Source organism: Alistipes sp. UBA6068 (assembly GCF_949428155.1).
In the GTDB taxonomy this organism is placed as follows: domain Bacteria; phylum Bacteroidota; class Bacteroidia; order Bacteroidales; family Rikenellaceae; genus Alistipes; species Alistipes muris.
On the sequence record NZ_CASQFS010000007.1, the window covers coordinates 1 to 18,539 of the forward strand.

At 59.0% G+C, this 18,539-nt stretch carries 19 protein-coding genes and 1 tRNA gene; all 20 read left to right on the forward strand.

Features of this window, described 5'->3' with window-relative positions; genetic code table 11:
- Positions 1 to 227: 227 nt before the first annotated feature.
- The 20 genes from QVG21_RS05200 (at position 228) to mnmL (ending at position 18,448) form a co-directional block, all read left to right on the forward strand.
- Positions 228 to 1,772 carry a glycosyltransferase family protein gene (locus QVG21_RS05200; RefSeq protein WP_287922826.1) on the forward strand — a complete coding sequence of 515 codons (1,545 nt, stop codon included), beginning with the start codon at positions 228 to 230 and terminating at the stop codon, positions 1,770 to 1,772.
- Between the two features lie 491 nt (positions 1,773 to 2,263).
- Entirely contained in the window at positions 2,264 to 3,517 is a 1,254-nt protein-coding gene (locus QVG21_RS05205) for a C10 family peptidase (protein WP_287922828.1), read from the forward strand.
- A gap of 341 nt (positions 3,518 to 3,858) precedes the next feature.
- Complete coding sequence (locus QVG21_RS05210) at positions 3,859 to 4,200, forward strand: hypothetical protein (protein ID WP_287922830.1); 342 nt, start codon at positions 3,859 to 3,861, stop codon at positions 4,198 to 4,200.
- Positions 4,201 to 4,488: 288 nt separating this feature from the next.
- Positions 4,489 to 5,157 carry an MBL fold metallo-hydrolase gene (locus QVG21_RS05215; RefSeq protein WP_287922832.1) on the forward strand — a complete coding sequence of 223 codons (669 nt, stop codon included), beginning with the start codon at positions 4,489 to 4,491 and terminating at the stop codon, positions 5,155 to 5,157.
- Entirely contained in the window at positions 5,154 to 5,891 is a 738-nt protein-coding gene (locus QVG21_RS05220) for an FkbM family methyltransferase (protein ID WP_287922833.1), read from the forward strand. The genes QVG21_RS05215 and QVG21_RS05220 overlap by 4 nt, the downstream gene beginning before the upstream one ends.
- A gap of 40 nt (positions 5,892 to 5,931) precedes the next feature.
- On the forward strand, positions 5,932 to 6,618 hold the full coding sequence (gene trmD, locus QVG21_RS05225; protein WP_287922835.1) for a tRNA (guanosine(37)-N1)-methyltransferase TrmD: 687 nt from the start codon (positions 5,932 to 5,934) through the stop codon (positions 6,616 to 6,618).
- 19 nt (positions 6,619 to 6,637) lie between these two features.
- The gene (locus QVG21_RS05230) at positions 6,638 to 6,979 is read left to right on the forward strand and encodes a four helix bundle protein (RefSeq protein ID WP_287922837.1); all 342 of its coding nucleotides are present in this window, start codon (positions 6,638 to 6,640) and stop codon (positions 6,977 to 6,979) included.
- A 40-nt stretch (positions 6,980 to 7,019) separates the two neighbouring features.
- The gene (gene lpxB / locus QVG21_RS05235) at positions 7,020 to 8,147 is read left to right on the forward strand and encodes a lipid-A-disaccharide synthase (RefSeq protein WP_287922839.1); all 1,128 of its coding nucleotides are present in this window, start codon (positions 7,020 to 7,022) and stop codon (positions 8,145 to 8,147) included.
- 28 nt (positions 8,148 to 8,175) lie between these two features.
- Entirely contained in the window at positions 8,176 to 8,484 is a 309-nt protein-coding gene (locus QVG21_RS05240) for a hypothetical protein (RefSeq protein WP_287922840.1), read from the forward strand.
- Positions 8,485 to 8,487: 3 nt separating this feature from the next.
- A complete protein-coding gene (locus QVG21_RS05245; RefSeq protein ID WP_287922842.1) occupies positions 8,488 to 9,120 on the forward strand; it encodes a fumarylacetoacetate hydrolase family protein in 633 nt (210 codons plus the stop codon).
- 153 nt (positions 9,121 to 9,273) lie between these two features.
- Complete coding sequence (locus QVG21_RS05250) at positions 9,274 to 9,873, forward strand: Maf family nucleotide pyrophosphatase (RefSeq protein ID WP_287922844.1); 600 nt, start codon at positions 9,274 to 9,276, stop codon at positions 9,871 to 9,873.
- A gap of 4 nt (positions 9,874 to 9,877) precedes the next feature.
- Positions 9,878 to 11,857, forward strand: coding sequence for a S46 family peptidase (locus QVG21_RS05255; RefSeq protein ID WP_287922846.1), 1,980 nt, complete (start codon positions 9,878 to 9,880; stop codon positions 11,855 to 11,857).
- A gap of 152 nt (positions 11,858 to 12,009) precedes the next feature.
- A tRNA-Leu gene (locus QVG21_RS05260) sits at positions 12,010 to 12,094 on the forward strand.
- Between the two features lie 149 nt (positions 12,095 to 12,243).
- Positions 12,244 to 13,656, forward strand: a complete 1,413-nt coding sequence (rlmD, locus tag QVG21_RS05265) for a 23S rRNA (uracil(1939)-C(5))-methyltransferase RlmD (protein WP_287922847.1) — start codon at positions 12,244 to 12,246, stop codon at positions 13,654 to 13,656.
- A 60-nt stretch (positions 13,657 to 13,716) separates the two neighbouring features.
- Positions 13,717 to 14,415 carry an SIMPL domain-containing protein gene (locus QVG21_RS05270; protein WP_287922848.1) on the forward strand — a complete coding sequence of 233 codons (699 nt, stop codon included), beginning with the start codon at positions 13,717 to 13,719 and terminating at the stop codon, positions 14,413 to 14,415.
- Positions 14,416 to 14,548: 133 nt separating this feature from the next.
- Positions 14,549 to 15,004: a cytidine deaminase gene (locus tag QVG21_RS05275; RefSeq protein ID WP_287922850.1), complete on the forward strand. Its 456-nt coding sequence runs from the start codon at positions 14,549 to 14,551 to the stop codon at positions 15,002 to 15,004.
- Between the two features lie 4 nt (positions 15,005 to 15,008).
- On the forward strand, positions 15,009 to 15,695 hold the full coding sequence (locus QVG21_RS05280; RefSeq protein ID WP_251213820.1) for an RluA family pseudouridine synthase: 687 nt from the start codon (positions 15,009 to 15,011) through the stop codon (positions 15,693 to 15,695).
- Positions 15,696 to 15,699: 4 nt separating this feature from the next.
- Positions 15,700 to 16,152 (forward strand): D-aminoacyl-tRNA deacylase, encoded by a 453-nt coding sequence (dtd, locus tag QVG21_RS05285; RefSeq protein WP_287922853.1) that lies wholly within the window; start codon positions 15,700 to 15,702, stop codon positions 16,150 to 16,152.
- Positions 16,153 to 16,222: 70 nt separating this feature from the next.
- Positions 16,223 to 17,494, forward strand: coding sequence for a DNA/RNA non-specific endonuclease (locus tag QVG21_RS05290; protein ID WP_287922855.1), 1,272 nt, complete (start codon positions 16,223 to 16,225; stop codon positions 17,492 to 17,494).
- On the forward strand, positions 17,495 to 18,448 hold the full coding sequence (gene mnmL, locus QVG21_RS05295; RefSeq protein WP_287922857.1) for a tRNA modification radical SAM protein MnmL/YtqA: 954 nt from the start codon (positions 17,495 to 17,497) through the stop codon (positions 18,446 to 18,448).
- Positions 18,449 to 18,539: the final 91 nt, after the last annotated feature.

Genomic DNA, 18,539 nt, shown 5'->3' on the forward strand with positions numbered 1-18,539 from the left:
TACTTCGTCTCGGCATAACCAAGCGGTGCTTGCTTCTGCGCTCGACTTTTCGTATCCTTGGCTTCGCCGAAGATACTTGCGCCTCAGCAATGCTCAAATAAATTTGGCATTGCTTTCGGCTTATTCGTACATTGGCTTCGCCGAAAATACTTCGTCTCGGCATAACCAAGCGGTGCTTGCTTCTGCGCTCGACTTTTCGTATTTTTGTCGCCGAAATTGTCCGAAACGTGTTCTCCGAACTTAAAAAAATCCTTTGCAGTCGCCGCGGAATCCTGCTTGCCGGCTGCGCGCTGACCCTGCTCTATGCCTTTTTCAGCCACGGCTATTACCACCACGACGAGCATTTCCAGATTCTGGAATATGCCTGCATGAAACTTTTCGCCACTCCGACGTCCGACCACCTGGCGTGGGAGTTTTCGCTGATGATGCGTTCGGGCATGCAGCCGTTCATCGTGTGGTGCCTGGGCCGGGTGCTGCTGGCGCTGGGTGTCTATTCGCCTTATCTGCTGATTTTTGTGCTTCAGCTGTTGTGCGGTGCATTTTCGGTGGCGGCGTTGCTGGTTTTCGGGCGTGCCGTGCGCGATGAGCTGGGCGATGAGCGGCAGGAGCGGATTTATCTTGCGCTGGGTCTGCTGTTGTGGTTCCTGGCCTATCTGCATGTGCACTTCAGCGCGGAGATGATGGCGGGCAACATGTTGCTGCTGCTGGCGGCCGCGACGCTGCGCTATCTTTCGTCCGACGGGCGGCACGAATTCCGGTGGGGGCTTCTGCTCGGGGCGCTGGCCGGAGCGACTTTCGTGGTGCGCTATCAGACCGGGTTCGCCTTGCTGGGCTATGGCTTGTGGCTGCTTCTCTTCCGGCGCCGCTGGAAACTCTATGCGGGTATGGTGCCGGGCGTGGCCGTACTTCTTGCGTTCGGCCTGCTGACCGACCGCTGGCTTTACGGCGAATGGACGCTTACACCGGTCAACTATCTGCGCGAAAACATTCTCAACGGCCATATGCTCAAGTTCGGCGTCGAACCGTGGTGGTATTATTTCACGGCATCGCTGGCCGAAAGCGGGGTGTTGTTCGGGCTGCTCGTTTGGGCCGCCATGCTGCGTTACTTCTGGCGGCAGCGGCGGAGCGTGGTCACGTGGATGCTGGTGCCCTTTCTGCTGGTCCATTTCTTCATGGGCCACAAGGAAATCCGCTTCTTCTTTCCTGTGCTCTTTTTCGCTCCCTATTTCATTACGCTTTTCTTCAGGGACCTGCTGCCGCATACCTCTCCGCGGCTGTTCCGCTGGGTAGCGGGTTTCATGGCAGCGTTCAACGTCGGTGCCGTCCTCTTTGTGGTGGCGCAGGACCCGGCCGACTTCTATTTCTACCGGATGATGACCCGCTATTGCCGCGACAGGGGCGAGGTCGTCGGGCTCAATGTTTCTTCGGAAAAAAGTTATTACAGCTGGCCGCAGTATATCCTTGAGCCGCAGGTCATCGAGACCCGTTTCTACATGCCGCGCAATATGGACCTCCGCCATTTCGCCACTTTCGGCGAACTCGAATCTGCCGTGCAGGAACTCTGCGGCGGCGGACGGCAGGTGCTGCTTTTCTCTCCGGACCCCGCCCTGGCGGAGAAATGCGCTTTGCCCCTGCGTAAAATCGTTTGGAGCCCTTATCCGACGTGGGTCGTGCGCCATTTCAATTTCAACGACTGGACCCGGTACAGCGTGCGCTCCAAGAACGTCTACGAGGTGCTGATTGCGGAGAGCCGCGACCCGGACCGGCTTTGATTCGGCGGGGCCAGTCGGCTTCGCGCGATGCGGCGCCCGGTCCTTTCGTTTTTTGTCCGGCCGAAGTCCGGCCGCCGGGTTCGGGGTGCTGTCATTCGGCCGCGTTTCTCTGCCGTTTTTCGTCTCTACGCGCTTTTCGATTCCTGCATAATCTTCTTTTCGGGCGCATGAATGCACTGCCCGGTAAATCCTCGCTTTCTGGAGTTCGTCGGCTTCCGGTTTGGCATGGGATTTGTCTTTTGTAGGTCAACTGCGGGTCAGCAACCGCAGTGAGGTTTCTTCATTTATTTAAGTTTGGGTTAGTAGTTTTAGGAGGGCAACCTCCGGGGGCAGCAGGCAATCGTGAGATTCCCTGCTGTTTTTATTTATAACGCCAATTTGAAAGAAATTGCAGATTTTCATTTGTAATTTGTATGATTTTTATTATATTTGGCGCAGAGGTTCAGAAATTTCCGTTTCGCATATTGTCCAACCTTAAAAACCGAAAGCCTATGAAACAGCTGTTCCCAAAACAGAATCATTCCGTTTTGCTGGCTGTGGTGGCCTTGTTGTTCGGGACCCTCTCGTGCAGCAAAACGGACGTGGCGGAGTTGCCGGTCGTCGGACCGGAGCCACAACAGCAGCGCATTGTGCTAACTCCCACGCGCAGTTACGAAGAAGCGCTGACCCTCGCGCAGCAGAGCATCGCCATCGTCGACAAACCTGCGACCCGCGCTCTGCATGCGCGTACAATCCGCAGCACCCGGGGCCAATGCGTCACGGTCCCCGTCACCCGCAACGGCGAATCGCAGGCCGACACACTGATGTACGTCTTCAATTTCGAGGGCAACAACGGGTTTGCCGTCATCGCAGCCAACCGGGCCGTCGACCCGGTGCTGGCCGTAGTCGAAAACGGCAACTATACCTACGGCGAGCAGACCGGCGTGGAGAATTTCGACTTCTACATGGATGCAATGACTGCCGGATTGGGTGAAATAGTCAAACCACCGATTTTCGATACATTGATTACTGTCCCGAGTTTCAAGACGGTCGAAGTCGACGAAGACAGACATTGCGACCCGCTCGTTCCTGTCGAGTGGAACCAATATGGTACGTTCGGATCTTATGCAGACAACGGATTAGCGGGATGCTCGGCTATCGCTATGGGCCAAATCATGGCGACCTACAAATATCCGACCTTGATTACAACCACTTATCCCAACAACGGATTTACGCAGCACTACGGTGAAACTATCGAATTGGATTGGGAAATCATGGTCGTTTATCCTTCAGTCTATCAGATTCCGGCTCTGTTACGAGAAATCGGACAAAAAGTCGGTATGGATTATAGTAAGAGCGGTGAGAGTGAAGCTAAAGTTTCTAAAATTCCGGCAGGATTCAGGGCATTCGGATTCCAATGCGGCGGTTATTCCGCATTCGATATCGGTTTGATACGTTCCGCATTGGACAAGCATCGTCCTGTTTTTATAGATGGTCGCAAGTCCACTAACACTAAAAAGGGACATGCCTGGGTCGCCGACGGATATATCTATACGCGAAAAGGTACCGAGTACTACGAACTTAGAATTATCGACGACGGATTCCGCAAGCCGTATCGGGATTACGTAAAGGTATCTTCCAATGTAGTAACTACCGACCTTGTACATTATAATTGGGGATGGGATAAGTCTCTCAACGGTTATTTTGCTGCAAACGGTTCAACTGAACCTTATATAAATCTGACTACGCTCGTTCCATATCTATAATCATAAATCTGAAAGCTATGAAAAAATTATTCGCATTTATAGTATTATCTTGCGCAATCTCGTTAACGGCTTGCAACAATACGGACAATGAGTTCGACAGCCCAATCTTGTCGAAGGTCGAAGAGATGTTGAACAATCGGACGTCCGAGCCCGATTTGGCCGCATTTCTCGAAACGGCGCAAACCGGAGTTTGGCTCTACGACGATCTTTGTCTCCATTATACGAACGGTGAAACTTATGACGGAGGTTGGGATGGGGGATGCCCTGTTGATTACATGATGCTTCTGCCAGGTGGAGAATGCCGTATTTTTTTGGATTTGATGTTCAATCCCTTGATTCCGATGCTTTACCAAAAAGTCGAGTGGAGCGTCAGCGAACAGCGGGCCAACACGCTCGAACTCTACAGCGAAGAAATCGAGCGGAGCGCTGAGACGACCCATTACGACCAGTATGACGCGAGAACTACGCTCGAATTGCTCTACTTCCAGGACGGCATATTCATCATGAAGGGCATGCAGCCGTTCGCCTATGGCGGCGGGATGACCTCGCAAGGCATTTATTGGGACTATTGCACCATCGTCGGCCGCATCGCCACGGACAAGGAAACGGTCGAAAAATACCGGGCCTGCGAATCCTACGACGAGTATCGCGCGCAGCATCCCGATATGTTCCCCGACAGATAGCCGGATAACCGCCACGCCCCGACGGCCGCCCCATCCGGAGCGGCCGTTTTTTTGTCCGTAGCGGTAAAGCGTCCTTGCAGGTTTGCGGACGAAAAACGGGTCCGGTCCGCCAAAAAATATTACCTTTATAGAAAATAGGCTGCGTCTCAACAGTATCGAATAAATTTGGTACTGCATTCGACTTGCGCTATCTTTGCAGAAGATAAATTTTGCCGCGGCAAAGCCCGAACGAGTTCGGCTGTGCCCTCGGCTTGATTATCTTTGTCGATGCAAAAAGCACGAACCGCCATGAAAACAGCGACTCTAACGTTCAATCCGATTCAAGAGAACACCTATGTGGTGTGGGACGAGACCCACGAAGCGGTCATCGTCGATGCGGGCAACAGCAACGACCGCGAAAACGCGGCGCTGGAGCACTTCATCGCCGAGCACGGACTGCGTCCGGTGATGGCCGTCAACACCCACGGCCATTTCGACCACACGCTGGGCGTCTGCCACCTCAAGGAGCGCTACGGCATTCCGTTCGCCCTGTCGGCCAAAGACGGTTTTCTGCTGGAACATGCGCAGACAAGCGGCTCGATTTTCGGTGTGAAAGTGGGCGCCATGCCGACTATCGACATCGACCTGGATCGCACGCCCGAAATCCGTTTCGGTACGACCGTCTTGCAGGTAATTCCCACCCCGGGCCATACGCCGGGCCATGTGGCGCTTTACGAGCCGCAGTCCGGGGTCGTCTTCACGGGCGACACTCTTTTCCGCGAGAGCATCGGGCGCACCGACCTGCCGGGCGGCGATTATTCGTGGATCATGCGTTCGATACTTGACAAGCTGCTCCCGCTGGGCGACGGCACCCGGGTGCTGCCCGGTCACGGTGAGGAAACGACCATCGGCCACGAAACGCTCTACAATCCTTTCGTGACCGAAGTGCTCAACAACGAAGTCGATTGCCGGCAATGACCCGTCTGCTGCATCGGATACTCTACCGCCTGCTTCCGCTCGAAGGTTATCTTCGGGCGGTCAGCCGGATGTTCTTCGTCTTCCAGCGGCTCGGAATCGGGCGTTTCGCTCCGGCTACGGAGTACGTCTACCACCTGCCGCAGTTGGTCCGCAAAGGCGACGTCTGCATGGACCTCGGCGCCAACCTCGGTTATTACACCCGCACGCTTTCGCGGCTGGCGGGTCCTGCGGGATGCGTCCACGCGGTCGAGCCCGTGGCCCCGGTCCGCAAGGTGCTGAGCCGCAACCTGCGCCGCTGCGGCAACGTGGAAATCTACCCGTTCGCCCTCGGCACGGAGAACAAACCCGTCCGCATGGGCAACGATTCGGCGCGCACGAGCGGTTACTTGGGTACCGGGCAGAATTTCGTGAACGACGCCGGCGGCACGGTCGACGTGGAGTTCACAGCCGAAATGCGGCGCGGCAGCGAGTTGTTCGCCCATTTGCCGCGGCTGGATTTCGTCAAGTGCGACATCGAGGGCTACGAGCTCATCGTCATGCGCGAGATGCGGCCCCTGCTGGAGCGGTTCCGTCCCACCGTGCTGATTGAAACCGGAGGCGAAAACCGTCCTGCAATCATCGGGCTGTTCCGCGCGATGGGATACGACGGATTCACCCTCGACCGCGGCCGCGAGGTGCCCCTCGACCCCGACCGTGATAACGGGAAAGACATCGTTTTCAGACCACGGCCGTGAACCATTCACCTTTCATTTTTCACTTTTCACCTTATCGAAAATGCGCATCGACATCCTTACCGTAGTACCCGAACTGCTCGTTTCGCCGCTCAACGAATCCATCTTGAAGCGTGCGCAGGAGAAAGGGCTGGTCGAAATCGTGGTCCACAACCTCCACGACTACGCCCACGACCGCCGCAAGACCACCGACGACTACCCGTTCGGCGGCGAGGCGGGGATGGTGATGAAGTGCGAACCCGTCTTCGAGCTGGTCGAGAAGCTCCAGGGCGAACGCTCCTACGACGAAATCATCTACACCTCGCCCGACGGCGTTCCCTACAACCAGCACGAAGCCAACCGTTTGTCGACGCTCGGCAACATCATCATCCTCTGCGGCCATTACAAGGGTATCGACCACCGTATCCGCGAGCACCTCGTCACGCGCGAAATTTCGATAGGCGACTATGTGCTCACGGGGGGCGAGCTCGCCGCCTGCATCATCGCCGATTCGGTGGTGCGCATCATCCCCGGGGCCATCGGCGACGAAGCGTCGGCGCTGACCGATTCTTTCCAGGACAACCTGCTGGCTCCTCCGGTCTATACGCGCCCGGCCGAGTTCCGCGGGTGGCGGGTCCCCGACGTGCTGCTTTCGGGCAATTTCGCCGAAATCGCCAGGTGGCAGGACGAGCAGGCCTACGAACGGACCCTGAAACTGCGGCCGGACCTTTTGACAGAAAGTGAGAGGTAAAAGGTTAAAAGTGAAAGGTATGTTTATCCGGGAGAAAAGCAAAACATTTGCAGTCCGAATCATTCGGTTTTATAATTATTTGAAAGAGTCGAATCAGCATACGTTGGGTAAGCAGGTTCTTCGGAGCGGGACTTCCATCGGTGCCAATGTGTCCGAAGCAACGAATGCCCAAAGCGACAGGGATTTTCTCTTGAAACTCAATATTGCGTTGAAAGAGTGTTCCGAAACCAAATATTGGTTGGAAATACTTTACGAGTCGGATACCGTCGATAAAGCTGTGTTCGATTCGATTTACCCGGATTGCGTCGAGCTCGAAAAATTGTTGACTTGCGCTGTCAAGACTACCAAAGCCAAGTTGTAAAAATACTTTTCACCTTTCACATTTAACTTTTCACTTCTTCATGAAATATTATCTGATAGCAGGCGAGCCGTCGGGCGATCTGCATGGCGCCAACCTCATCGGGGGGCTTCGGAACGCCGACCCGGCAGCCGAATTCCGTTTTTGGGGCGGTGACCGCATGGCCGAGGCGGGCGGACGCGTGAACCTGCGGAAGCATTACCGCGAGACTTCGTTCTTCGGTATCGTGCAGGTGCTTCGTAATTTGCGGACCATCAAACGGCAGATGCGCGAGTGTCAGGCCGATGTCGCGGCGTTCGCACCCGATGTGTTGATTCTCGTCGATTACCCCGGGTTCAACATGAAGATGGCCCGTTGGGCCAAGGAGCACGGCATCCGCACTTTCTATTACATTGCCCCCAAGGTGTGGGCGTGGCGCGAGTGGCGGGTCAAGGCCATTCGCAGGTATGTCGACCGCCTGTTCATCATCTTCCCGTTCGAGTGCGAATATTTCCGCCGCAAGGGCATCGAGCCGATTTTCGAGGGCAATCCGCTGGTCGATGCGCTCGAAGCCCGGCGGGAGACGCTGCCCACGGCCGAAGAATTCCGCCGCAGGCATGGATTGGACGAGCGGCCCATCGTCGCGTTGGTGGCCGGAAGCCGCCGGGGCGAAATCCGCGACAACCTGCCGCTGATGGCCCGGCTTTCGGAGCGTTTTCCCGGGCATCAGTTCGTCGTGACGGCCGTGCCGTGGCTCGAACGTTCGCTCTACGAGCAATATATGGCCGGGAGCGACCTCCGCTACGTCTGCGACGAGACCTACGAGACACTCCACGTTGCCGAAGCGGCCGTCGTGACTTCGGGTACGGCGACCCTCGAAACGGCCTTGCTGGGGATTCCCGAAGTGGTGGTCTACCGCACGCTGTGGTTCCAGGTCAAGTTGCAGCCCTACGTACTCAAGGTTCCGTGGGTATCGCTCGTCAACCTCAATCTCGGGCGCGAGGCCGTTACCGAAATCATTCAGTCGAACCTCTCCGTCGACCGGGCCGAACGCGAGCTGCGGGCCATCGTGGCCGGCGGGGCGAAGCGCGGGCGGATGCTCGCCGACTTCGACGAGCTGCGGGCCGTCATCGGCGGTCCCGGCGCCAGCGAGCGCTTCGCCCGCCGGATGGTGGAGGAGTTGAAACGTTGAACCCGCTTTGTCTGTAACCCCACCGGGCATGAATAGTTCTTTGCTTGCATCCATCGTTCTGCTGGTCTGCGCAGGCATCGCCTGCATCCGTCCGCAGTGGCTTTCGACAATCCGCCATTATTCCGATGCGGAGCGCCGGAACATCGAGTTGAAGCGGGTGCGGCGGACGGTCGGCGGTGGGTTGCTCCTGCTGGCTTTATTGACAGGCGCCGGAGGTTGGGTGTTTGTGGTCGCGGGTGTTCCGGAAACCGCACGCAGTGTTCTGCAAATCCTCGTGCTCTTTGTCGGAGTTGTCGCCATCGTTGCACGTGTAGAAAAGTTCAACCATAACAGATAGCCAATGAAAATCATCTGCATAGGTCGCAATTACCGGGCGCATGCCGAGGAGCTGCACCGGGACATGGGGCTGGCGGCGGATGCGGCCGAACCGATTTGGTTTCTGAAGCCCGACACGGCGCTGCTGCGCAACAACGACCCGTTCTACATTCCGGCGTTCTCGCACGAGGTGCATTACGAGTGCGAGTTGGTGGTGCGTATCGACCGTGTCGGCCGTTCGATTGCCGAGAAGTTCGCCCACCGTTATTACCGCGAGGTGGGGCTCGGCATCGACTTCACGGCCCGCGACCTCCAGCGCGAAGCCATCGCCAAGGGGTTGCCCTGGGAGCCGGCCAAGGCGTTCGACCGTTCGGCGGCGCTCTCGCCCGAATTTCTGCCGTTGGCAGAGTTGGGCGGCGACGTGCAGAACCTGCGGTTCGAGCTCTCCGTCAACGGCGAAGTGCGCCAGCAGGGTTTTACGGGCGACATGCTTTTCAGCGTCGACCGTATCGTCGCGGCGGTTTCGCAGTATACCACCCTGCGCATGGGCGACCTCATCTACACCGGAACTCCCGCAGGCGTGGGGCCCGTCGTTCCCGGCGATTGCCTGCGCGCCACGCTCGAAGGCCGCGAATTGTTGAATTTCGACATCAAATAGAATGAACCTAAATTCACACTGAAAAACAAGAATTCTGCAAGGCTTCCGGCCTTGCCGCCCGGGGCCGGCTCGCGCAAAGCGCGACCCCCGCAGCCGGCCCGGGCGAACACCTTTCACCTTTCACTTTTCACTTTTCACTTTTCACTTTATATAATGTTGCTTCCCGAAAAACTCCGCCCTTACCGCCTGTTGCTGGCTTCGCAGTCGCCGCGCCGCCGCGAGCTGATGAACGGCTGCGGCCTGCCTTACGCGCCCGCTCCCCCATACGAGTGCGAGGAGGTCTATCCCGACAAGCTCGCCGCCGAGGAGGTCCCGGCCTACCTTTCGCAGCTCAAAAGCGATGCTTTTCCCCGGCCCCTCGCGCCCGATGAAATCCTCATGACCGCCGACACCGTGGTCATCCTCGACGGCCGCGTGTTGGGCAAGCCCCGCGACCGCGACGATGCTTTCGCCATGCTGCGCCGCCTTTCGGGCCACAGCCATACGGTCGTCTCGGGCGTGACGCTGCGCACCGCCGCCCGGCGCCGTACTTTCTCCGCCCGCACGGAGGTGTGGTTCCGCACCCTCTCCGACGAAGAGATCGTTTTTTACATAGACAGCTACCGACCCTACGACAAGGCCGGTTCCTACGGCATCCAGGAGTGGATCGGCTATGCCGCCATCGAGCGCATCGACGGTTCGTTCTTCAACGTCATGGGGCTGCCGATTCAGCGCGTCTATACCGAACTCGAAAAATTCATCGACCAACATTGAAACCATGAAACGTATTCTGCTGACCCTTTTTTCGCTCCTGCTGCTCGCGCCCGCCACGGCCGACGAGGGGATGTGGCTTCCGAGCCTGATTTCGCACCGCATCGGCGACATGCGCGCCAAAGGATTCCGCCTCACGGCCGACGACATCTATTCGGTCAACAAGGCTTCGATGAAAGACGCCGTGGTGCTTTTCGATGGCGGCTGTACGGGCGAGCTGGTTTCCGCCGAGGGGCTTCTGCTGACCAACCACCACTGCGGTTACGACGCCATCCAGAGCCATTCGACGCTCGAACACGATTATCTGACCCGCGGTTTCTGGGCCCGCTCGCGCGACGAGGAGCTGCCCAACAGAAACCTTAACGTCCGCTTCCTCGTCCGCATGGAGGAGGTGACCGACCGCATGGCCGCAGGCGAGACGGCCGACGAAATCGTCCGCAAGGCCGAAGCCGAGGGCAAAGGCTACAAGGCCGCTGTCGAGCAGATGTACTACGGCAACCAGCAGTTTCTCTTCCTCTACGAGCAGTTCGACGACGTGCGGCTGGTCGCCGCGCCGCCCTCGTCCATCGGCAAGTTCGGCGGCGACACCGACAACTGGATATGGCCCCGCCATACGGGCGATTTCTCGGTGTTCCGCGTCTACGCCGGGCCCGACAACAAGCCTGCCGCCTATTCGCCGGACAATGTGCCTTATCGTCCGCGCCGCCATTTCACGGTCTCCACGCGCGGGGTCGGCGAGGGCGACTTCACGATGATTTACGGTTTTCCCGGCAACACGCAGCAGTATATCCTCTCGGACGTGGTGAAGTACATCGCCGAAACTTCCGACCCGATGAAGATTGCCATCCGCACGGGGCGGCTCGACATTATCGCCGAGGCCCAGGAGAGCGACCCGGCCCTGCGCATCTACTACGCGGCCAAGCACGCCACGATTGCCAACGCATGGAAAAAGTGGCAGGGCGAGGTGCTGGGCATCAACCGGCTGGGCACCTATGACAAGAAGCTGCGGACCGAAGCACGGTTCGTCGAAGCCACGGGCGACGCCGAAGTGCTGGAGGAGCTGCGCAAGGAATTCGCCCGGGCGCTGCCTTATTATTATACGCGCGAGCTGCTGGCCGAGACGCTGCTGACCCTCGCTTACGGTTATGCCGAGGAGGAGAAGGCCGACCCGCTTTTCGCCAAGCGCGAGCCGACCGAACGGGCGCTCTACCGCCAGGCGTTCGGGGAGTATGCCGCCCGCAACAATCTTTTGCCCGCGATTCCCGAAATCGAAGCCGGGATAGGGCAGTACGGTTCTCCGGAAGCCTATGCCGACCATATTTTCGGGTTGGCCGTGAACGACCCCGCGAACGGCGAAATCGCGGCGCTGAAAACCGCCGTCGGAAAGCTCCATGCCGAAATCGTCGGCCGGCTCGGCACCCGGTCGCTGCGCAACTTCAACAGCGCACACATGAACGAGCTCTATGCGCGTTATGTCGAGGGGCTGCGCCGCTGGGCCGCCGCCGAGAAGCGCGAGGGCGCCATGTTCCCCGATGCCAACCTCACCCTGCGTGTGGCCTACGGTACGGTGGCGGGCTACGAATATGCCGACGGCGAGTACCACAAGCCGCTGACCACCCTCGACGGCATCATCGCCAAGGACAACCCGGCGATTTACGACTACGACATTCCGCAGTCGCTGCGCGACCTCCATGCCTCGAAAGCCTACGGCCGCTGGGGCGTCGAAATCGGCGGCCGCCGCACGGTGCCGGTCTGCTTCCTGGCGACCAACCACACCACGGGCGGCAATTCGGGTTCGCCGATTCTCAACGCCCGCGGCGAATTGGTGGGCATCAACTTCGACCGCACGTGGCGTTCGACGATGAGCGACATCGAGTTCGACCCCGCTATCTGCCGCAACATTGCCGTCGACATCCGCTACGTGCTGATGGTCATCGACCGCATCGGCGGCGCAGGGTACCTGCTCGACGAAATGACCCTCCGTTAAGCGGTCGTCCCGCAGCCGGGCCGGCGGAGTGTTCGTCGGCCCGGCGGGCGGGGCGTTTCGGATAAAAATTCGTCGCGCGTATCGAAAAATTTGGCGGTTTGAAAATTATGTCCTATATTTGTGCTCCCGAATCGCAAGTTTCGGTATGTGTCGCCCAGGTGGTGAAATTGGTAGACACGCTACTTTGAGGGGGTAGTGAACGTTTAGTTCGTGCAAGTTCGAGTCTTGTCCTGGGCACTGGAAACCGCGTCAAACAATCGTTTGACGCGGTTTTGTTTTGCGGTTCCGCCGGACTGCGCGCCGAAGACGCGTCGCAGGCGGCAGCCTCGAAATACTTTTCGACTTTCGGCTTTTATTGCTATTTTTGTGTCGGCAAATCGAATCTTATGGCAAGAAAGAAAGCGAATTACCCTTTGATCGAAGGGCTGGAGATAACGACCCTGGCGGCCGAAGGCAAGGCGATGGGCCGCTGGAACGAGCAGGTGGTCTTCGTTCCGATGACCGTGCCGGGCGATGTGGTCGACGTGCAGATTCGCGTCAAGCGCCGCCGCTTCATGGAGGGTTATGCAGTCCGTTACGTGAAGAAGTCGCCCTTGCGGGCCGAGCCGTTCTGCGAGCATTTCGGTACCTGCGGCGGCTGCAAGTGGCAGAATCTGCCTTACGAGGAGCAGCTGCGGTTCAAGCGCGGGCAGGTGCGCGACCAGCTGACACGCATCGGCAAGGTCGAACTGCCCGAAATCGCGCCTTGCCTGGGTTCGGAGCATACGCAGTTCTACCGCAACAAGCTGGAATTCACCTTTGCCGACCGTCGCTGGCTCACCCGCGAGGAGGTGGCGGCCGGGGGCGACATCGCCACGGAGCCTGCCGCCGGGTTTCATATCCCGGGCATGTTCGACAAGGTGCTGGACATTCGCAGGTGCTGGCTTCAGCCCGAGCCCTCGAACGCCCTGCGCGACGAGGTAAAACGTTTTAGCATCGAGCACGGCTACACGTTCCACAATGCGCGGACGCACGAGGGGCTGATGCGCAACATGGTGGTGCGGACCGCATCGACGGGCGAGGTGATGGTCATCGTGGTCTTCGGGGCCGACGACCGGCCGAAAATCGAGGCGCTGCTGGACCACCTGGCGGCGAAGTTCCCGCAAATCACATCGCTGTGCTATGTCGTCAATACGAAATTCAACGATTCGACGGGCGATCTCGACGCGGTGTGCTACCGCGGCAAGGACCATATCGTCGAAGAGATGGAGGGGCTGCGGTTCAAGGTGGGTGCTAAATCGTTTTATCAGACCAATTCGGCGCAGGCCTACGAGCTTTACAAGGTGGCGCGGGAGTTTGCCGACTTGAAATCCGACGACGTTCTTTACGACCTCTATACGGGCACGGGCACTATCGCCAACTTCTGCGCCCGCCATTGCCGCCGGGTGGTGGGCATCGAGTATGTGCCCGAAGCCATCGAGGATGCGAAGCTCAATTCCGAGCTCAACGGCATCGGCAATACGGCGTTCTATGCGGGCGACATGAAAGCGGTGCTCGACGATGCGTTCGTCGAAGCCAACGGTCGGCCCGACGTGGTGATTCTCGACCCGCCGCGCGCCGGGGTCGACGAGCCTGTCGTCGACGTCATTCTGCGGGCTGCGCCCGAACGCATCGTCTACGTGAGCTGCAACCCCGCTACGCAGGCCCGCGACCTGGCTCTGCTGGACACCGCCTACCGGGTCGTGGCCGTGCAGCCCGTCGACATGTTCCCCCACACGCACCACGTCGAGAACGTGGTGAAACTCGTGAGGAGACAATAAAGGCGGGGATTCCGGCGTTATATTTGCAAACAGAACGCTTGTCCAAAAAAACAGAAGATTATGAAACGCATCGTTTTACTGGCGGCCGCCGTGGCCGCATTCGCACTGCCTGTCTCTGCGCAGACGCAGGAAGCCTTCCCGAGCTATATCCAGGTGAACGGACGCGCCGAAAAGGAAATCGCGCCCGACGAATTCTACCTTTCGGTGGTCATCGATGAACGCGATTCCAAAGGCAAGATTTCGGTCGAAAGCCAGCAGCGCGACATGATTGCCGCGCTGAAAAAGCAGGGCGTGAACATCGAGAAGCAGCTCAAGGTTGCCAACCTGTCGAGCGAATTCTTCAAGAAGAACACTTCGGTGGCGACGGCCAAATATCAGCTGCAGCTGGGTTCGGCGGCCGAGGTGGCCAAGGTATGGCAGGCACTCGACAAGCTGGGCATCTCCAACGTTTCGATACTGAAGGTGTCGCACTCCCGGATCGACTCGCTCAAGGAAGCGGTGCGCGTCGAAGCTATCCGCAACGCACAGCAGAGCGCCCGCACGCTGGCCGAAGCCATCGGTCAGAAGGTGGGCAAGTGCTTCTACATCTGGGACTCGAACAACGACATCATGCCCTCGTACTACAACAATGCGCTGACCATGCGCAGCATGAAGGCGATGGATGCCGCCGGGGCCGAGGGTGCTGCCGACGAAGAGCCGCTCGACTTCAAGACCATCAAGCTCCAGTACAGCGTGCAGACCAAGTTCGTGCTGGAATAGCGCGCGGCACGTGTTTCCGACAACCGAAGAGGATGGCCCCGCCGTCCTCTTTGTTGTCTGCGGCGGTGGAATTCGCCGCGCGGTTTGCGTTTTTCCGAAATTTAACCTAATTTTGTTTTCTTACGTTTCGATTATGAAAAAGGAACATCGTTTCAGCTACGAGCATTACGATTCGCCCGCGGCGCTTCCGGAGGCCGACCGGGCGTTGGTGGCCGAAGCCGAACGCGCCACGGCGAGGGCCTATGCTCCCTACTCGAAATTCCGCGTCGGAGCCGCGGCCCGGCTGCGCAGCGGCCGGATTCTGAGCGGCAGCAACATCGAGAGCGAGGTCTTCCCCGCGGGGCTGTGCGCCGAGCGGTCGCTGCTGTTCTATGCGCAGGCCAACTTTGCCGACGACCCCATCGAGACGCTGGCCATCGCTTCGGACCCCTCCGAACGCGAGTGCTACCCCTGCGGGCAGTGCCGCCAGGTGATGGTCGACGTCGAACGCCGCCAGGGCTGCCCCATGCGGGTCATCATGAGCGGCAGCGGCACGGCCAGCATCGTCGAAACGGCGGCGCAGCTGCTGCCTTTCACCTTTATCTTGTAGCCCCATGTTCTCGCCCGACGATATTCTTTATGAAGACAACCACCTGCTGATAGTCAACAAGCACTGCGGCGATTTGGTGCAGCCCGACCCCTCGGGCGAGAGTGCGCTGGAGGACCGGATAAAGCGCTTCATCAAGGAGCGCGACGGCAAGCCCGGCGAGGTGTTCCTCGGCGTGGTGCACCGCATCGACCGCCCGGTGAGCGGCGCGGTGCTTTTCGCCAAGACCTCCAAGGCGCTGGTGCGGCTCAACGAAATGATTCGCGAGGGGCGCATCCGCAAGGTCTACTGGGCGCTGACCGAGAACCGGCCCGAAGCCGAGAGCGGCGAGCTGCGCCACTATATCCTCCGCGACGGCAGGACCAACCGCTCCAAGGCGTTCGACGCTCCGCGGCCCGAAGCCAAGGAGGCGCGGCTGAAATACCGGATGGCCGGCGCCGGGACCCGCTACACGCTTTTGGAGGTGGAACTGCTGACCGGGCGGCATCATCAGATACGCGCCCAGCTCTCGAAAATCGGCTGCCCGATTCGCGGCGACCTGAAATACGGCGCCAAGCGTTCACTGCCCGGCGGGGGAATTTCGCTCCATTCGCGGCAGGTGGCGTTCGACCACCCGGTGCGGCACGAGCAGGTGGAGGTGACGGCTCCTGTGCCGGCGGGCGACAATTTGTGGGCTTGTTTCGAGAATTCGTAGCCGAATGCGTCTGCTTGTTCAACGTGTGCGGAGCGCCGCGGTCGACATCGGCGGCGAGCGCTGCTCCGAAATCGGGGCGGGGCTGCTGGTGCTGGTCGGCGTGGGCGGGGACGACACGCAGGAGGACATCGAATATCTGGCCGGAAAACTCGTGCGGCTGCGGATTTTCGACGACGAAGCGGGCATCATGAACCTCGACGTGAAGCAGGCAGGGGGCGGAGTGCTGGCAGTGAGCCAGTTCACGCTGATGGCCTCGACGCGCAAGGGCAACCGGCCCTCCTATGTCAAGGCGGCGCCCGAAGCGGTCTCCCGGCCGCTTTACGAAGCGTTCGTGCGGCGGGTGGAAGAACTGCTCGGACAGGCGGTGCCTACGGGGCGTTTCGGGGCCGACATGCAGGTGTCGCTCGTGAACGACGGCCCGGTGACGATATGGATGGACTCGAAGAACAAGGATTGAAAACTACGGCCCGGAACCGGATTCCGCCGCGGCCGACAAAATAAAATAACCGGACTAACGTTTCCTCCTCATGAGAAGATTTTTCGCGTTTGTTTATTGTTTTTCTGCGCTGGCGTTCGCGGCCTGCGACGACAACAAGGGCGATTCGCCCGAGCAGTGGTTCCGCCAGCCCGAAGTGACGGTCGACGGACTGACCGCCGAGGTGACCTGCCTGACGCTTTTCGGCAAGGGCGTGCTTGCGTCGAACCCCTGCGGCTTTGTCTGCCAACCCGTTTCGAGCGCTTCGACGGCTCCGGCGATTACGGTCACCGACCCCCGTATCGAGGACAGCATGCTCAAATGTACGCTGACTTCGCTGGCCCCCGAGACGGTCTACATGGTTTATCCGTTCGTCGATATGAACGGCGAGCGCATGGCCGGAAAGCCCGCCGTGTTCCAGACCTGGGAGGCTCCCGAAGAGCCCGACCCGGACAACCCGGGCCCGGACGAGCCTAAGCCAGATCCCGATCCGGACCCCGACCCGGATAATCCCGACCCCGACAAACCTACCCCCCCCCAGGACCCCGGTGCGACCCGTCACTCGGGCTGGGCCGAACTGCTGGGCGAGAAAGAGAATGCGGACTATTATTATGCCTACTACATGTGCGCCAATGCGCCGACGGTCCGCAACTATACGGTATGCTTCAGTAAAGAGCTGTGCGGTCCGATATGGGTGGCGTACCCGATGCACAAGTACTACACGAACGGAGATGTGGGCCGTAATGAAAAATGGCAGTACGGGCCGATTATCCCGACGAGCGTGCAGCCCAGTCTGAAATCGGCGTACAAGCCCATCAACAGCTATTCCCGCGGCCACATGCTGGCCTCCAACGACCGTCAGTCGAGCGTGGCCATCAACGAGCAGACCTACTATTTCACTAACATGTCGCCGCAGATTCAGAACGGCTTCAACGGCGGTATCTGGAAAGACCTTGAACTGAATTGCCACAAGATGATATGCTCCGATACGCTCTATATGGTGACGGGCGCTCATTTTGCCAATCGCAATACGACCTGCGAGGACAACAGCAAACCCGCCAAAAAAGTAACCGTGCCGACGAACTTCTACAAGGTGCTGATCCGTTCCAAGGCGGGCAATACGGGCAAACCCCTGTGGGAGCTTTCGGCCGATGAAATAGAATGCGCCGGATACTGGTTCGACCACAAGTCCTATTCGGGTGTGACGCCGTCGCAGTTCATCAAATCGGTGGCGTGGATCGAACAGCAGACCGGACAGACGTTCTTCCCGAACGTGCCGCAGGCGCCCAAAGGCAAGCTCAATACGTCGTTCTGGAAGATATAGATGGTTTATCCTTGGGGCGATTCGCGGCGGTATAACTCCTATGCCGGGTATTTCCGCCGGGTATTCGGCGGCCGGGTGCAGAAGCTCTCGGCAGATGCCGGATTCACCTGCCCCAACCGTGACGGCACGATAGCCGAGGGAGGGTGTACGTTCTGCAACAACGGAGCGTTCACCCCCTCTTATTGCATCCCCTCGAAAGGCATCCGCCGGCAAATCGAGGAGGGCATCGAATTCCATAGGCGGCGTTATCGCGGTGCGTCGCGCTACTTGGTTTATTTCCAGTCGTTTTCCAACACCTATGCGCCGCTCGAACGGCTGCGGACGCTCTATGCCGAAGCGCTGGCGCATCCGGAGGTGGCGGGCATTGTCGTGGGGACGCGTCCCGACTGCATCGACGAGGAGAAGCTCGATTACTTCGCCGGGCTGGCCCGGACGCACTACGTAGCCATCGAATACGGCATCGAATCGACCTGCGACGAGACGCTGCGCGCCGTGAACCGCGGCCACGACTTCGCCACGGCCTGCCGTGCCGTGCGGATGACTGCCGAACGGGGGCTGCATGTCGGCGCCCATTTCATTTTGGGCCTGCCGGGCGAGAGCGACGAAATGCTTGTTGCGCAGACTTCCCTTATCAACGCCCTGCCGCTGACGACGGTCAAATTCCACCAGCTGCAGATTTTCCGCGACACGCCGATGGCGGCGCAGTACGATGCCGACCCCGGGCAGTTCCGCTTCTGGACGCTCGACGAATACATCGCTCTTTTCACAGAAATCCTGCGCCGCCTGCGCCCCTCGCTGGTGGTCGAGCGTTTCGCCTCCGAAGCGCCGCCGCGTTACCACTACGGGCCGAATTGGGGCTTGGTGCGCAACGAACAATTGTGGGCGATGCTCGAAAAACGGCTGGAAGAGACAGACGCCTGGCAAGGGGAGCTTTTTGCTGCTAAAACGTTTTAGCAACGAGTGCTGCCATATGCCGCCGAGGGCCGGATATTGGCCGGGAAAGAAAAGAATCTACCGTAGCGATTTTTTATTATCTTTGCAACAA

Excerpts from the sequence above, each read along its gene's own strand:
- QVG21_RS05205 (WP_287922828.1), top strand. The coding sequence starts at position 2,264 with ATGAAACAGCTGTTCCCAAAACAGAATCATTCCGTTTTGCTGGCTGTG.
- QVG21_RS05210 (WP_287922830.1), top strand. The coding sequence starts at position 3,859 with ATGCTTTACCAAAAAGTCGAGTGGAGCGTCAGCGAACAGCGGGCCAAC.
- QVG21_RS05215 (WP_287922832.1), top strand. The coding sequence starts at position 4,489 with ATGAAAACAGCGACTCTAACGTTCAATCCGATTCAAGAGAACACCTAT.
- QVG21_RS05220 (WP_287922833.1), top strand. The coding sequence starts at position 5,154 with ATGACCCGTCTGCTGCATCGGATACTCTACCGCCTGCTTCCGCTCGAA.
- trmD (WP_287922835.1), top strand. The coding sequence starts at position 5,932 with ATGCGCATCGACATCCTTACCGTAGTACCCGAACTGCTCGTTTCGCCG.
- QVG21_RS05230 (WP_287922837.1), top strand. The coding sequence starts at position 6,638 with ATGTTTATCCGGGAGAAAAGCAAAACATTTGCAGTCCGAATCATTCGG.
- lpxB (WP_287922839.1), top strand. The coding sequence starts at position 7,020 with ATGAAATATTATCTGATAGCAGGCGAGCCGTCGGGCGATCTGCATGGC.
- QVG21_RS05240 (WP_287922840.1), top strand. The coding sequence starts at position 8,176 with ATGAATAGTTCTTTGCTTGCATCCATCGTTCTGCTGGTCTGCGCAGGC.
- QVG21_RS05245 (WP_287922842.1), top strand. The coding sequence starts at position 8,488 with ATGAAAATCATCTGCATAGGTCGCAATTACCGGGCGCATGCCGAGGAG.
- QVG21_RS05250 (WP_287922844.1), top strand. The coding sequence starts at position 9,274 with ATGTTGCTTCCCGAAAAACTCCGCCCTTACCGCCTGTTGCTGGCTTCG.
- QVG21_RS05255 (WP_287922846.1), top strand. The coding sequence starts at position 9,878 with ATGAAACGTATTCTGCTGACCCTTTTTTCGCTCCTGCTGCTCGCGCCC.
- rlmD (WP_287922847.1), top strand. The coding sequence starts at position 12,244 with ATGGCAAGAAAGAAAGCGAATTACCCTTTGATCGAAGGGCTGGAGATA.
- QVG21_RS05270 (WP_287922848.1), top strand. The coding sequence starts at position 13,717 with ATGAAACGCATCGTTTTACTGGCGGCCGCCGTGGCCGCATTCGCACTG.
- QVG21_RS05275 (WP_287922850.1), top strand. The coding sequence starts at position 14,549 with ATGAAAAAGGAACATCGTTTCAGCTACGAGCATTACGATTCGCCCGCG.
- QVG21_RS05280 (WP_251213820.1), top strand. The coding sequence starts at position 15,009 with ATGTTCTCGCCCGACGATATTCTTTATGAAGACAACCACCTGCTGATA.
- dtd (WP_287922853.1), top strand. The coding sequence starts at position 15,700 with ATGCGTCTGCTTGTTCAACGTGTGCGGAGCGCCGCGGTCGACATCGGC.
- QVG21_RS05290 (WP_287922855.1), top strand. The coding sequence starts at position 16,223 with ATGAGAAGATTTTTCGCGTTTGTTTATTGTTTTTCTGCGCTGGCGTTC.
- mnmL (WP_287922857.1), top strand. The coding sequence starts at position 17,495 with ATGGTTTATCCTTGGGGCGATTCGCGGCGGTATAACTCCTATGCCGGG.